This is a genomic window from Rhodanobacter sp. ANJX3 (assembly GCF_014200755.1).
Taxonomy (GTDB): Bacteria; Pseudomonadota; Gammaproteobacteria; order Xanthomonadales; family Rhodanobacteraceae; genus Rhodanobacter.
Map to the genome: position 1 here is coordinate 228,218 of NZ_JACHCM010000001.1, position 14,825 is coordinate 243,042.

Sequence of the window (14,825 nt, forward strand, 5' to 3'; positions counted from 1 at the left end):
CAACAACGAGACGTCGAGTGTCTTGGGTGGCAGCCTCGTCTATGGCGGCACGTCGCAAGGGGCGATCAACGCCGGCAACTACGGCATCACCGCCAGCGGCCTGAGCAGCAACAACTACACCATCAGCTACGTCGACGGTGCGCTCGACGTCGGCAAGGCGGCGCTGACGGTCACCGCGCAAGATGCCAGCAAGACCTACGACGGGCTGGCCTATTCCGGCGGCAACGGGGTGACCTACAGCGGCCTCGTCAACAACGAGACGTCGAGTGTCTTGGGCGGCAGCCTTGTCTATGGCGGCACGTCGCAAGGCGCGATCAACGCCGGCAACTACGGCATCACCGCGAGCGGCCTGAGCAGCAACAACTACGCCATCAGCTACGTCGATGGTGCGCTCGACGTCGGCAAGGCGATCCTCAATCTCGCCGGCACGCGCGTATACGACGGCACGACCAACGCGGATGCCGGCGCGCTGACGACCATCAGCGGCCTGGTAGGCAACGAGACGGTAGTAATCAGTGGTACGGGCGAGGTGGGTGACAAGAACGTCGGCACGAACAAGGCGCTGACAGGCCTGGGTAACCTGGCGCTGGCCGATGGCAGCAATGGCGGCCTGGCCGGCAACTACACGCTGGCGGGTGGCATCGACACGCTGACGATCACGCCAAAGGCCATCACGGTCGCGGCAACGGCAGCCGACAAGACCTACGACGGCAATGCCACGGCGGTCGTGACCTCGCTGACGAGCAGCGGCATCGTCGGCAACGATACGGTGGACTTCGCCGATACCGCTGGCACTTTCTCCGATGCCAATGCCGGCACCGGCAAGACGGTGACGGTGGGCGGTATCACGGCCAACGGCACGGATGCGGGTAACTACACGGTCAACAACACGGCGACGACGACGGCGAATATCGACAAGGCCGTGCTGAACCTCAGTGGCACGCGCGTGTACGACGCGGACACCGATGCGAATGCCAAGCTGCTGGCGATCAGCGGCCTGGTCGGCAACGAGACGGTCGTGCTGAGCGGTGTGGGCCAGGTGGGTGACAAGAACGTGGGCACCGACAAGCCGTTCGCGAACCTGGACACACTGGCGCTGGCCGACGGCAGTAACGGCGGCTTGGCCGGCAACTACACGCTGGTAGGCGGCACCGACACGCTGACGATCACGCCGGCCACGCTGACGGTCGCCGGCACCACGGTAGGCACCAAGACCTACGACGGTAACACCACGGCAAGTCTTGGTGGTTCGACCTTGAAGGGGCTGCTCGGCAGCGACAGCGTTGCGCTGGGCAACGACGCTACCGGCACGTTCGCCTCGGCGAATGCGGGCACGGAAAGCGTCACCACCGGCATGACGATCGGCGGCACCGATGCAGGCAACTACATCATCGTGCAACCTTCGGGCCTGGTCGGCACCATCAACCCGTACGTGCTGGACCTCAGCGGCACTCGCGTATACGACGGCACGACGAACGCGGTTGCCAGCGCGTTCGGCAATGGCGGCCTGCTGACTGGCATCAATGGCGAAACGGTGAACCTTGGCGGCACGGGACAGGTAGGCGACAAGAACGTCGGCAGCGACAAGCTATTCACCAGCCTGGGTTCGCTGACACTGTCCGACGGCAGCAACGGTGGCCTGGCCGGCAACTACACCCTGGTCGGCGGCGTCGATACGCTCAGCATCACGCCCAAGACCCTCGTGGCCGACGCCACCGGCACCAGCAAGATCTACAACGGCAGCACGCTGGACACGGTGACGCTGGGCAGCCCTGGCGTGGTGGCGGGTGACTCCGTGCAGTTCGGCTACGGGACGGCCAACTTCTCCGATCCCACTATCGGCAGCGACAAGTTGGTCACGGTCACGGGCGTGCAGTTGAGCGGTGCCGACGCAGGCAACTACCTGCTGGCAAGCCCGACCGTGTACACCCAGGCCAACATCACCGGCGCGCAGGCGTCGGCGTTCGGGATCAGCAACGGCACACTCGCCAGTGTAGACAGTGTGCTGAACTCGAAGGTACTCGCCACGCCTTACGGCCTTGCCGCGCAGGAAAGCGTGGGTACCTTCATCGGCAACAAGAAGCGGCTGCATCGCCCGGTGGAGCGCAACGTGTCGCGCGGCGATTTCAGCTCGGGCCTGGCCCTGAAGGTGATCGATGGCGGCGTGCGCCCGCCCGCGCAGGCGCTGCCGTGAGGGAAGTGAACCGCATGTCCCGAACGATTCACTTTTCTTCAGTCAACCCTCTTCAAGTGAAAGCCATGAACACCAAGTCTTGTCCCGTACTGCGCCTCGGCACGCTGGCCGCCATGATGTCGCTGGCCTTGTCAGGCGCGGTGCATGCCCAATCCGTGCCCACCGGCATCCCCAGCACCGGCGGCATCAACAGCGGCCTGCTGTTGCAGCAGGCGCCGCAGCAGCCTTCGACGGTGCCGCCATCCGATCTCGACCTGCACATGCTGCATTCCGAAAAGCAGCCGGCTGCCGATTCGCGGCCTTTCATGGTCAAGCGCATCCAGATCACCGGCAACACCTTGCTATCCGATGAGCAGTTGCGTTCGCTGGTGATCGGTTACGAGGGAAAGGCGCTGACGCTGGGCAATCTCAGCGATCTGGCCGACGTCATCAGCGCAGCCTATCTGCGCGCCGGCTACCCGCTGGTGCGCGTGTACGTGCCGGCGCAGACCCTGGCCGATGGCGTGGTGAAGCTCGCGGTGGTCGAGGCGCGCTATGGCAAGGTCGTGCTGCAAAACCAGAGCGCCGTCAAGGACGGTCCACTGCAGTCCACCCTGGCGCCGCTGCAGCCGGGCCAGCCGGTGTCGAACGACACGCTGGAACGCAGCCTGCTGCTGCTGTCGGACATCCCCGGCGCACAGGTCAGCTCCGCGATCAAGCCCGGTGACGCGTCGGGCACGTCGGATCTCGTGGTGGACGTGACCTCGGCGCCGCGCTACACGGGCACACTGGGCGTGGATGACTACGGCAACGAATACACCGGCCGCGCGCGCGCCACCGGCAGCTTCGACGTGAACGGCCTGCTGCACGAAGGCGATCTGCTCGACTTCAGCGCGGCCAGCTCGGGCGGCGGCATGAACTACGTGCAGGGCGGCTACCGCTATCTGCTGAACGGGCAGGGCACCACGCTGCGCGCCGGCGTGTCGTCGCTGCACTACAACCTGGAGGATGAGCTGTCGCCACTGGATGCCTACGGCTCGGCGCTGGTGGGCAGCCTCACGCTGACCCAGCCCATCGTGCGCAACACCGCGGCCAACCTGTACGGCCAGATCGAGTTCGACCGCAAGCTGCTGAAGGACGACATCGGCCTCGTCGGCATCGACACCGATCGCCAGGCCAACGTGTGGGTGGCCACGCTGGCCGGCGACGAGCGCGATGCGCACGGCATCATCAACTACAACCTTGGCATGTCGCACGGCGACATCGACTACACCAACGGTCTCGCCAACCTCATCGACTACATCACGGCACGTACGCAGGGTTCGTACAACAAGTACACCTTCTCGCTGTCCCGTCTGCAGAAACTGGGCGACGACGACGCGCTGTACGCAAGCTTCACCCAGCAATGGGCGAGCAAGAACCTCGACACGTCAGAGCAGTTCTTCCTCGGTGGCCCCAGCACCGTGCGTGGCTACGACGTCGGCGTACTGGCCGGCTCGCAGGGCAATCTGTTCTCCCTGGAATATCGACACAACTTCACCATCCCCGGCGTGACGGGACAGTGGCAGGCCAAGCTGTTCGGCGACACCGGTCGCGTGGCGGTCTACAAGGACACGTTCGAGCGAAGCATCAATAGCGGCCGTCTCAGCAGTGCCGGCCTCGGTCTGAACTGGACGGGTCCACACAGCTGGACTGCCTCGGCGTCGGTGGCCAAGCCCATCGGCAACACGCCGGACATTCTGCCCAACGTGAATACCAAGACCCGCCTGTGGGTACAGGTGATGAAGGGGTTCGACTAAGTCGAGTAGCGGCTTAAACAACTCATAGTGTTTCTTGATTCGGTTTCGACCGACGAGCGGTAAGAAGAAGCGACTGCAGAATTCGCTTCTTATTACTGAGAAATGACCTCAGCTCAATCTCGCACGCACAAGAGTCGTCGCGCTTCCCAAGCTCTCTTGACACGGTCGAGCGGCGATAGCAGACTCGATCTCAAGGAGCGTCGAAACTCCCCACACAGCGGTACCCACCTCCGTCAAACCGGTGGGTTTTTTGTACCTACGCTTTTTGTAGGTGCAACCGACGCGATGCCTGCGTCGGGAGGGCGGCTAATACAACACCCGCAAGGGGAATACGCCCGCCGGCTGTGTGCGGTTTCGAACCTCCCGACTTCCCGTCCGGCGTCATGCCGTGCACGGGCACTTCGACGGAATGAGGAGGCGGCCATGTCGACGTTCGATGCAAATGATCGGGAAACGAGGGGTTATTTTCTACCGGAGAACAGCCAGCTCCGACTGCAGAAACTGCGCGACTACGCCGAGTTTCTCTCGCATGTCGCGCAACCGCGCACGCCGGACGCAGAGCACGAAGGGATACCCGAAATCAACGCGGAGCAGGTCGCGATCTGCCTGGAATTTCTGGCGGAGCAGTTGGGCCTGGTGCTGAACAACCTCTCGTTTCCAGCCTACCGATCCGAACGCGAGGCCGAGCTGGGCGCCTACGCAAAGCCCGAAGCCGCCGAGACGATGCCCTACGACACGGGCGAGCGCTACCGCTTCGGCATCACCCTCGACCAAGTCGACACACTCAACCAGCTGATCGACATGATTGTGGCCCACGGCGATGTCGTCACCGCCAGCCATGACACCGAGCTAGCCGACCACACACTATCGCTGCTGGGGCACGCCATCTTCAACGACGCACGCGCCGTGCGCGGCATCATCCGCCAGGTGGAATCGCAGCAGCTCAACCCAACGCGCAGTTCGCACACCCACGTCAGCGAAGAGCAGGGCGTTTACGAGGTGGTGCAAAAGACCTCTCGGGTTCGCTGGATAACGAACGCAAAGACAGATTCAGACATTGTCCCGGAGCGTGACAGCGTGCGTGTCATGTCAGGAAAAGCCTTGCGAAATATCGGCGTCTGTCATCGTCGCAATTCAACATGAAAACAATCGGGCAAACATTCCCTTACCGGCTATCGGAAGTGCTTGAGATGCGAGAAAAACTTTCAGCGCGTATGTCGGATAAAGCGAAGTCTCGAAATGAAGACTGGGGCTTCAACTCCGACGATACCTCGTGATTAGCCGCTGTTATGGGAATCAGTTGGCGACTGGTGGGCTCTGGCGCCCATCGCTGCGTGTTTTTCCTATGCGCGCGAGCAGCAAGTACGTGGCGTCGTGAGCGGCTTGCAGAACATTCGCCGATGCTGCCTGCACATCATCACCAGCTTCGTTAGCTCGACCAATCGTAAGGCGAACTGTCCAGATACCATTCTTCAGTAACACCGTGGGCTGAATCGTCGTTGAAATACCCAGTTCTGGTTTGAAAAAGATCTGTTGCGGCGTAAGCTGATGGTCGTTGTTCATCAGGGCTAGAACCGTCGGATTCGAGACGATTTGGACATCGCCGATCTTGATCTGGTCGGCCACCAGTGCCATCACTCCCAAACCGAGCCAGTTCCATTGAGCCGGCGCGTTTACCTTTGCGGGTAACACTACCGTCAACGAGCGTTTTGCGGGACTCATGGACCACGTTGGCAGCTGACGATGCGCAAGCGCGAAGCAGGCGAAGCACACGGAAAGAACGATAGCCGCTACGGCCGTGCCAATGATCCGAACATGGCGGCGCATTGGAGGAAATCGGTACGCCGGGGGGCCGTCAGTCCCGATGGGTAGTGCTTTGGATGTCGACGGCAGCAAGGTGGCGCGGTTGGTCGTCAGCTCGGCCGCGGGCGGACCCGCGTGCACCACGGTATCGGCGATCCAACGGTATCCGACCCGGAGAATTGTCCGGATGATTTGCTGCTCCTTACCGTCTTCGCCCAGGGCGCGCCGCAAGCGAACGATAGTTTGAGCCAACAGACTGTCATTCACATCAGCTCTTGCCCATACCGCCGAAATAAGTTCGTCGCGCCCGATAGGGCGTTCGCGATGCTCTACAAGATAGACAAGACAGTCGAACGCGCTGGAGGAGAGTGGAATCGCTTCCCCATCGTGCCAGAGCTCTCTGGAGAGCGGGTTAAGAAGAAACCCTCTGAAGGAATAGCTTTGATGATTCATCAGCTTGAGATCCGCCGTGCTCTAGAGAGCTATCGGCAGCTCGAAAAAAAAATGAAGGTCGCAGCAGCACAAATCAACGCGACCGAACGCGATCTCCGAGGAGTAAACAGGCAACAGTCGTGCCCAGCGGGGGCAATAACCGCACCAAGCTGGAGGGGATTCAGCTCGGGTGAGGTGATTTTGTGCGTTTAAGTGACTGATTTTTAAGCCGTCATATAAATACGATCCCGTTCGCATGGTTTCCGAATGCCTCTTTTTAAGGCTGAGCGTATCCATCGACGCCGACGAGGTTTGGTCGTTTGGCGGTGCCCCGATGTTGAAGAAAATAAAATTTGAACAGCTCATACCTGGCATGTATGTCGGTCGCATGGAAGGTTCCTGGCTCAAAAATCCTTTCTGGCGGCCGCGCTTTCTGATTCGGTCGAGCGAAGAGGTCCAGGCGCTGCGCACGGCCGGCTTGAAAGGAATATGGATCGATACGGCACGCGGCCTGGATGTGGCGGAACCGGCTCACGCTGACGGACCGCGTGAGGCGGTGCAGCCGAGCACAACGGTAGCTGCGGCTGATCCTGGTAGGCGCGAATCCTCCAGCCTGCCGATGCCGTTCGAGCGCGAACTGGAAGAAGCCTCAAAGGTCTGCCTCCACGCCAAGGACGTGGTTGCGGACATTTTTTCGAACGCGCGTATTACCGAAACGGTCGATATGCGGACGGCGACGCAAATTGTCAGCGACATGTCGCTGACGCTTACACGACACCCCTCGGCGCTGCTAAGCGTGGCGCGAATGCGATCAGTCGACGATTACACGTACGTGCATTCGGTCGCCGTTGCCTGCCTGATGATGGCATTCGCACGAGGCGTGGGCTTCGACGAAGAGCAGATCGGTCGCTGCGGTATGGCTGGCCTTTTACACGATCTCGGGAAGGCCAGGATAAGCCTAGAAATCCTCAACAAACCGGCCGAACTCAGCGAGGCGGAGTGGATTTATATGCGCGAACATCCCGCGATGGGCTATGAAATGCTGCATTCGCAAGATGCCACCGATGCTGGTGTCCTGGATGCTTGCCTCCGCCATCATGAGAAATTCGATGGCTCGGGCTACCCCGACCGGATGAAGGGCGAGGACATTCCCATGCTTGCGCGAATGGTCTCGATCTGTGACGTCTACGACGCGGTAACGAGCGACCGAATTTACAAAAAAGGCTGGGATCCCGCCGACGCGTTGCACCGTATGGCGGGTTGGACGGGGCATTTTGATCCCGTGCTTTTCAAGGCATTCGTACGCACGATCGGTGTGTACCCCATCGGATCCCTGGTCAGGCTGGCGTCCCAGCGTTTAGCCATCGTGATCAAACGACCGCAATTGGCGTCGGCGTCGGCGGTGAATCCGTGCGTACGCGTCGTGTATTCCATTCGCACGCGTAGTTACGCGCACGGAATAACCCTCGATTTAGCTCAAAACGATTGCGACGACCACATCGTTGCACGCGAGGATCGAGCGGCATGGGCTCATCTCGACATGGATGCATTTATCTCATAGGCCATGTTCAGGGCCCCAAACACATTGGTTTAAAGGAAATGCCATGAATAAAGAAATACATGATCTGTCGTTGGAAATGAAGGAAATATCCGCCTTCAACGACGCACTTCATCGGGTCCAGGCGGTGATCGAATTCGATATGAACGGTGACATTATCGATGCGAACGAAAACTTCCTGGACATACTCGGCTATACGCTCGAAGCGGTCCGTGGAAAACATCATCGCATGCTGTGCGATCCAGCCTATGCCTCTAGCGCTGATTACACAAAGTTCTGGGCGCGGCTGGCCAACGGTAACTTCGAAAGGGGCGAGTACAAACGCATCACGGCAGACGGTGAGATGGTGTGGCTCAACGCCTCGTATAACCCCGTGCTAAACAGCGAAGGCGTGCCGTACAAGGTAATTAAATTTGCGACCGATATCACCGCGTCGCGAAATGCGGCGGCGGAAGTTCATAGCAAGATGGCCGCGCTGGACAAGTCGCAAGCGATAGTCGAGTTCGATCTCGATGGCAATATGCTTACGGCTAACCAGAACTTTCTCGCGGCGGTTGGCTACAGGCTCGATGAAATTGTTGGTCAGCATCACCGCATGCTCTGCGATAAGGACTATGCCGCGAGCCGCGAGTACGCTGCTTTTTGGGAAAAACTGCGCAGCGGCGTTTTCGACTCTGGCCGCTATCGCCGCGTAGGGAAGGGAGGCCAGCCAATTTTGCTACATGCAAGCTACAACCCTATGTTTGACGGGGATGGGGTTCTGCAGAAGGTCGTCAAGTTCGCTTCGGATATCACTGCTCAGGGAGAATTGGAGGATTTGGTCAGGCGCCGTGCTGGCGAGTTCGCCCATGCATCGACTGAAATCGCCGAGCAGTCCAATTCCATGGCCAGTGGTGCGCAACTGCTGGGAGCTACTGTCGAAGAAATGAATGCAACGATTGAAGAGCTAACGGCTTCGATCAACTCCATCGCTAGTAATGCACGGGGCGCGGACCAGTTGGCCAAGGATACGCAGCAGGAGGCCGAGCGCGGCGCCAAGGCGATTGATAAGTCGATCGAGTCCATGGGGCTGATCAACAAGTCCTCCGAGGACATTGGTGAGATCATCAAAGTGATCAGCGAGATCGCCAGTCAGACCAATCTGCTTGCTTTCAATGCGGCTATCGAGGCGGCCCGCGCGGGCGAACACGGGCTGGGCTTCTCTGTCGTTGCCGATGAGGTGCGCAAGCTGGCCGAGCGGTCGTCAAAGGCGGCGAAGGAGATTTCGATACTGATTAACGAATCGGTCAAGCGCGTCACGCAAGGTGGCGAAATTTCCAGACAGGCAGCCGAGGCATTCGACAAGATCGTCTTCGGCGTTGCTCGTACCACGCAAGCGATGGCGGAAATTTCGTGCGGCGCTGACGAACAGGCGGTGGCTGCCCGTGAGGTGGCGACGGCGGTACAGCAGATCGCCGAAGAGACGGAAAAGACTGCCGCGACCTGCGACAACATCGCCCGTGCGTGTGGAAATCTGATGGAAGGTGCGGGGGAATTAAGCGCCACCGTCAACCACTTCGAGAACTGACGGAGCAGATCATGCTAGCTATAGAAGCTGCGGTGGACATGGACACTCGACGGGCACTGTTCGCCCAGGTGCGGCGACACACGGGCATCGACATGGCCGATCGGAAGTGGACGCTTCTGCACGGACGCCTGCGACGACGATTGCAGACATTGTCACTGTCCAACTACAGCGATTACCTCGCGGTGCTGGACAGTTCGGCCGACGAAGTAGGGCACTTCATAGACCTGGTTACGACGAACGAGACCTCGTTCTTTCGTACGCCAAGAATCTGGAATTACCTCTGGCAAGAATTTTTGCCCGCATGGCATGCCGCCCATGCGGGCGTCACGTTGCAGGTGTGGTCTGCTGCCGCGTCCACCGGTGAGGAGGCCTATTCGGCAGCGATGCTGTTTGAAGAATTTCACCAAAAGCATCCCGACTTTAAGTACCGCATCCTAGGCACTGACATCGCTCAACGCGTACTCGACGTAGGCTGCTCGGGAAAATACTTCGGCCGTAACGTGGAGGGTCTGAAAAAGGCGCGTCCAGCGATGCTGGAAAAGTACTTCTGTAGTGACGGCACGGCATGCGCCGTTGCGCCTTCATTGCGCACCCATATCACCTTCCGCCGACACAATCTTTACCAGGGGCTAGTCGATCCTGCGTGCTTTGATCTGGTCCTGCTGCGTAACGTACTTATTTACTTTGATAGGGCCGGACAGGAAACGGTGCTGGAGAACGTCCGGCTATCGATGGCCACAGGGGCGGTACTCATAGTGGGCGAATCGGAATCCCTCAACCGTATCCGCACCGGCTTTAACTACCAACAGCCGCTGATTTACCAAAACGAGCGAACCGCGGCGTGAATGGGAACGATATCCACGTGAAAATGTGCGAAGTACGGACTGGCAGCGCGCCGCAGGTGTTGCGCAGTACGCTTGGCTCGTGCGTAGGCATCGGTCTTCTCTGGCGTGAGCGCAACCTATGCGCCCTGGCACACTGCCTGCTGCCGTATTCTCAAACGCAAGCGGCGCAACCATCAGCAAAGTATGTGACGGATGCCGTGCCCTCGCTATTGCAGCTGATCGGTGCTTCGCCTTCTTGTTACAACCAGCTCCAAGCCATTGTGGCCGGCGGTGCTTGCATGGTGTACCAGCGCCGGCTAACCCCCAACGGATTGATCGGCGAGCAGAACACAAAAATGGCCCAGCAGCTGCTGGCGGACGCGGGGATCCGTGTGGTGCATACCGAAATAGGTGGCATCAGTGGTCGTCAGCTGAGCATCCATTGCGACACGCAGCAATATGTCGTGCGTACCTTCGAACGTATCAATTAGAGGAACCCGCTATGGACCGTTCGGCTCTCCCAGACACGCCCGCAGCGCCGAACACGGTCAAGCTATTTGGTTCATTTCACCTAGGCGAATTCGAGCTGGCGCTGCCTATCGATGCGCTGCAGGAAGTAGTGACCTTCCCCGGCACCATCGTCAAGATACCTGACGCCCCGGAGCATGTGCTGGGCCTGTTCAATCTGCGTGGCATGTTGATCCCCATCGTGCACCTGGGCCGCTTTCTCGGTTTACCCGATAGCACGGACAACAGTGAGGCGCGGATCGCTTTGGTCATTTCTGGCCAAGCGCGCCTGGGCTTGCTGTTCGATCGCATCGGTGAGATGTTGAAACTAGCGACGAACGAGGTAGTGCCATCACGCCATGACAGCGAATCGTTGGTCCTGATCGAAAGCGCTTTTCTCTTCGACGATCGCATCCTACAGGTCTTATCCGCCTCCGCATTGGCGCGTCTGCCGGGCTTACCGCAATTACTCAATTCCGATGTGTTACAGCAAGCTCACCAACGGCGAATGACATACGGCAACCGTCATAAGGCGATATCTTTTCAGAGCGGCGGCCGGCAGATGGCGGTGCCGATGAAAGCGATCCAAGAAATTATTCGACTGCCGGAACTGAAGCATTCGGTACTCGGTAACGAGCGCTGCTTGGGATGGCTGGAACTGCGCGGTCGCCCGGTGCCAGTTGTAGACTTCGCCTGCTTCCTTGGACTGAAAAGTCACGGCGCCGAACCGACGAACGGAGAGGATGGAGAAGATCCACGCCGGGTGTTTGTACTGCGCAAGGGTGATGCTTACCTCGGACTGCTAGTCGATAACGTCGGCAGCATTGTTGCTTACCTTGATACACAACTGCTGCCGATGCCGACTATCCGAGGCGAGGAGGGCTTATTCGCCGGCTGCATCAGTTGTCCCGATTCCGGCATGGACGACCTTTTGATGGTCAACGCGCCCGCTTTGCTGGAGGCCCCATTCATGACTGACATAATTCAGGGCCACCGTGATCTTTATCTAGTGGCAGACAGCGAACAGCGCGAAGTCGAAAATCGGTGCCAGCGCATACGCGAGACCTGGATAACGTTTCGGCTTGATCGACTCATGGGTCTGCGTATTGAACAGCTTCGCGAAGTAGTCGATTACGACGCGACCCTGGTGCGTCCACCGGGCGCTCCACCCTACGTTCGCGGCGTGCTGAACCTGAGACAGGCACTGATCATGGTTGTCGACCTTCGGATCCACTACAGCATGGACGAGGCGGAGAACCTCGCCAACAGCAAAATCCTCATCGTCGAACACTGCGGGCACAAATATGGCCTTGTGGTCGACGCGCTGGAAAACATAGTTAGCATCGATACCACCGATAAGCTGCGTATTCCTCTGCTGGTAACCAACCAGCTCAACACTCCCCTGCAGCAGGATCTCCTTGAGTTTATTGAGCTGCCTGACAACACAACCGCTATGCTGATGGACTCAAGGCCGCTCATGGTGCGATTGACCCATACCGATGTACTTCAAGGCGAGGCCGTAAATTAAACTGCCAGCGACTAGGTCGACTGCAACCATCATCAGCCTCGTGCTCTTGCAGCATAAGCACGGCGCACTCGCGGACTTCTGGGGAGAATTTGCCGACTTGTTCGTGGCTCTATCTTTTCAAGAGTTGGAGCCTCCTCAAAAACCGGAGCGGTTCACAAATGGCTCACGTAGCGTGTTGGTGAACGATCAGCTAACGTGCTGATATGAAAGCTCAACTTTATGTTTTCGGCGATTTTTCGCTAGATCCTTTAGCGCGAGAGTTGAAACGCCGAGATGTGTTCATTGCATTGCCCGCCAGTGCATTCGACTGTCTGTCCTATCTAATCAAGCATAGAGAACGCCCTGTTGGCCGAGATGAGTTGATCTCTGCTGTTTGGGGGCGCACAGACGTCAGCGAAAATCTTCTGGCACAAACGATTGTCCGTTTACGCCGTGAATTGGATGATGCCGGTAGTAAGCAGAGCGCCATTCGAACGATTGTCCGTGTCGGCTATCGATGGATGATACCAACGGCAGTCATACCGAAGAGTTTCGATGTGGCGATTGCCTCTGATTTTTCGAACGAGGTTAGTCCCTTCGATGGTTCGTTGGATAAAGACAAGGTCGCAGCGCGGCAGCCACCTAAATCGTCAACGAAATGGCGGGATCTTTACACAGTTCGTACGCGAACGAAGATTGCGCTATCCACCTCACTTGTCGTCGCCGTTGCGATTGCTGTTCTTGTTTTTCTACATCGTCGCTATCAGGACACAGCATTCTTGCCCGTCGTTGCAACGGGCACCGGCCTAGCAGTTGTGTTACCTGCAGAAGTGAAAGCGCCGAACGATTGGCAATGGCTTCAATTGGGGCTTATGGCGCTCATTTCGGATCGGCTCAATCACGCAAAAATGCCGACGATGGCAAGTCAGATTGTCGTAAGCCAACTCGATGTAAAAGTCGGTGACATTCGCAAGGATGCGTTCTCAGACGAACGATTGGGCGTATCAATGCGTATTAATCCACGCGTTTCACTTGCCAACGGCAAGTGGATTGTAGAGCTGGACGCACGCACTTCAGCTCATGAAACGGTGCGCGTCCACGCGGTGTCTGACGATGCTTTAACCGCTGGCAATATTGCTGCGGATCTGCTTCTTGTTCGATTCGGCCTCAAGCCACTGAAGAACGTCGACCCTCCGGTGGCTCAGCAGCTTTTGGTTCAGCGCATCATAACGGCGCGCCTTTCTGCGCAAGAAGATCTTGCCCAGCGGCTTATTGAACAAGCGCCGCCGTCCGTAAAAAATCTACCGGTCATTCGGTACTACGACTCACTACTGAAAATGGATGCGGGGGATTACGGGACCGCGGGGAGAGACCTTCATGCATTGCTGGAGCAATTGCCTGTGCGGCCAGAGACGGAGGTCCTTCGCGGACAAATTTTTGAATCTCTCGGCGGGCACGCTCAGTATGAGGGGGAAAAAGAGGAGGCTTTGAAGTTTTTTGACCAAGCAGTTCCACTGCTACAGGGAAATGGTAACGAAATCTATCTCGGCTACGCGTACGCCTTCCGCGCGCAAGTGGAAAAATCTCTTCAGCTTTTTGTGCAGGCTTCAGACGACGTAGGCCGCGCGAGAGTCAGCTATGCCAGAGCGGGAGATCTGCAGGGTGCCGCCATAGCAGATTACCAAACAGGGCTTATTTTGACCGACCGCGGCCAACTTGAAGCGTCGATGTCATTTCTCAAGAAATCCTATGAGGAGTTCTCGAGGATCGGTGGAAATAAGGCAATGCTTACCGTATCCATTGACATAGCCAACGACCAAAGGCTGTTACTCCACTTTGGAGAGGCTTTGAAAACGACGGATAGTTTTTGGCCGACACCGTCTTTCGTGAAAATACGACCCATCAGCTTTTGGCTAAGCCTTCATCGAGCGCAAGCGTTGGCCGATGTTGGACGGGTCAAGGAAGCGCAAATAATGGTTAATTCGATTTTAAAAGAGAGTGAAGCCACTGACAAAACTTTACTAGCTTTAACTCAAGCGCTTCAAGCAAACATCGCTCTCGTTAAGGGTGACTATAAAACGGCGTTCAACGCTGCTGCGGCAGCAAAGATGCCAGCGCTGAAAGATGCAAGCGATATTCCGTACGCACAAACATGGTTGGTCCTCATTCGTTCGCTTAGAGGGAGTGGAGAGATTAAACAGGCTCGCATCGAAACAAGGGCAATGCGTGAGTGGGTTGCCACGAAGACGCCCGATGATTGGTCTGAAATCTATATCGAATTGGCGGAAGCCGAACAAATCGCTGCTGAGGGCGAGACGGAGTTGTCACTGCAAAAATTTGCGACCATCATGAACCGCGCCCAACAATTGGGGGTGCCCGAATTGTTGGTCGATGTCGGACAATCTTATGCCTCTAAAGCGTTGGCGGCGGGACATATTGATCAGGCAATGGCAATCAGCGGCACACTTGCGCCGTGGGCGACGACTGACATGCGTGCGGCGATGGTTCAGGCCAGTGTTTACCAAGCGCTTGGGCAAAGCGATGCAGCGCTCGCAGCGCATAAGCTTGCGCTTTCTCTGGCGGGTGAGCGGTCGCTGCCTACCGGCAACTAACTTTGAGCCAGTATGTCGCCTAACCTTTTCAGCTGCCTACTTA

The 14,825-nt window shown here is 58.0% G+C and carries 10 protein-coding genes; 9 read left to right on the forward strand and 1 reads right to left on the reverse strand.

Features of this window, described 5'->3' with window-relative positions:
- The 3 genes from HDE76_RS00915 to HDE76_RS00925 all read left to right on the forward strand — a co-directional run.
- A partial coding sequence (locus tag HDE76_RS00915) for a YDG domain-containing protein (RefSeq protein WP_221262226.1) occupies nucleotides 1-2,194 on the forward strand: 2,194 nt, incomplete at its 5' end.
- A gap of 65 nt (nucleotides 2,195-2,259) precedes the next feature.
- The gene (locus tag HDE76_RS00920) at nucleotides 2,260-3,972 is read left to right on the forward strand and encodes a ShlB/FhaC/HecB family hemolysin secretion/activation protein (RefSeq protein WP_184504852.1); all 1,713 of its coding nucleotides are present in this window, start codon (nucleotides 2,260-2,262) and stop codon (nucleotides 3,970-3,972) included.
- A gap of 423 nt (nucleotides 3,973-4,395) precedes the next feature.
- Nucleotides 4,396-5,115, forward strand: coding sequence for a hypothetical protein (locus HDE76_RS00925; RefSeq protein ID WP_184504854.1), 720 nt, complete (start codon nucleotides 4,396-4,398; stop codon nucleotides 5,113-5,115).
- 153 nt (nucleotides 5,116-5,268) lie between these two features.
- On the opposite strand, the gene HDE76_RS00930 is transcribed toward HDE76_RS00925, so the two are convergent.
- Nucleotides 5,269-6,228 (reverse strand): transcriptional regulator, encoded by a 960-nt coding sequence (locus HDE76_RS00930; RefSeq protein WP_179476484.1) that lies wholly within the window; start codon nucleotides 6,226-6,228, stop codon nucleotides 5,269-5,271.
- Between the two features lie 235 nt (nucleotides 6,229-6,463).
- Between HDE76_RS00930 and HDE76_RS00935 the strand changes: the two genes are divergently transcribed.
- The 6 genes from HDE76_RS00935 to HDE76_RS00960 all read left to right on the forward strand — a co-directional run bounded on the left by HDE76_RS00935 (nucleotide 6,464) and on the right by HDE76_RS00960 (nucleotide 14,782).
- Nucleotides 6,464-7,768, forward strand: a complete 1,305-nt coding sequence (locus tag HDE76_RS00935; RefSeq protein ID WP_184504856.1) for an HD-GYP domain-containing protein — start codon at nucleotides 6,464-6,466, stop codon at nucleotides 7,766-7,768.
- Between the two features lie 43 nt (nucleotides 7,769-7,811).
- On the forward strand, nucleotides 7,812-9,332 hold the full coding sequence (locus HDE76_RS00940) for a PAS domain-containing methyl-accepting chemotaxis protein (protein ID WP_179476486.1): 1,521 nt from the start codon (nucleotides 7,812-7,814) through the stop codon (nucleotides 9,330-9,332).
- 11 nt (nucleotides 9,333-9,343) lie between these two features.
- Complete coding sequence (locus HDE76_RS00945; protein ID WP_179476487.1) at nucleotides 9,344-10,177, forward strand: CheR family methyltransferase; 834 nt, start codon at nucleotides 9,344-9,346, stop codon at nucleotides 10,175-10,177.
- 23 nt (nucleotides 10,178-10,200) lie between these two features.
- Nucleotides 10,201-10,647 carry a chemotaxis protein CheD gene (locus HDE76_RS00950; protein ID WP_218861943.1) on the forward strand — a complete coding sequence of 149 codons (447 nt, stop codon included), beginning with the start codon at nucleotides 10,201-10,203 and terminating at the stop codon, nucleotides 10,645-10,647.
- Nucleotides 10,648-10,658: 11 nt separating this feature from the next.
- Complete coding sequence (locus HDE76_RS00955; RefSeq protein WP_179476489.1) at nucleotides 10,659-12,191, forward strand: chemotaxis protein CheW; 1,533 nt, start codon at nucleotides 10,659-10,661, stop codon at nucleotides 12,189-12,191.
- Between the two features lie 203 nt (nucleotides 12,192-12,394).
- Nucleotides 12,395-14,782 carry a transcriptional regulator gene (locus tag HDE76_RS00960; protein WP_184504857.1) on the forward strand — a complete coding sequence of 796 codons (2,388 nt, stop codon included), beginning with the start codon at nucleotides 12,395-12,397 and terminating at the stop codon, nucleotides 14,780-14,782.
- Nucleotides 14,783-14,825 lie beyond the last annotated feature (43 nt).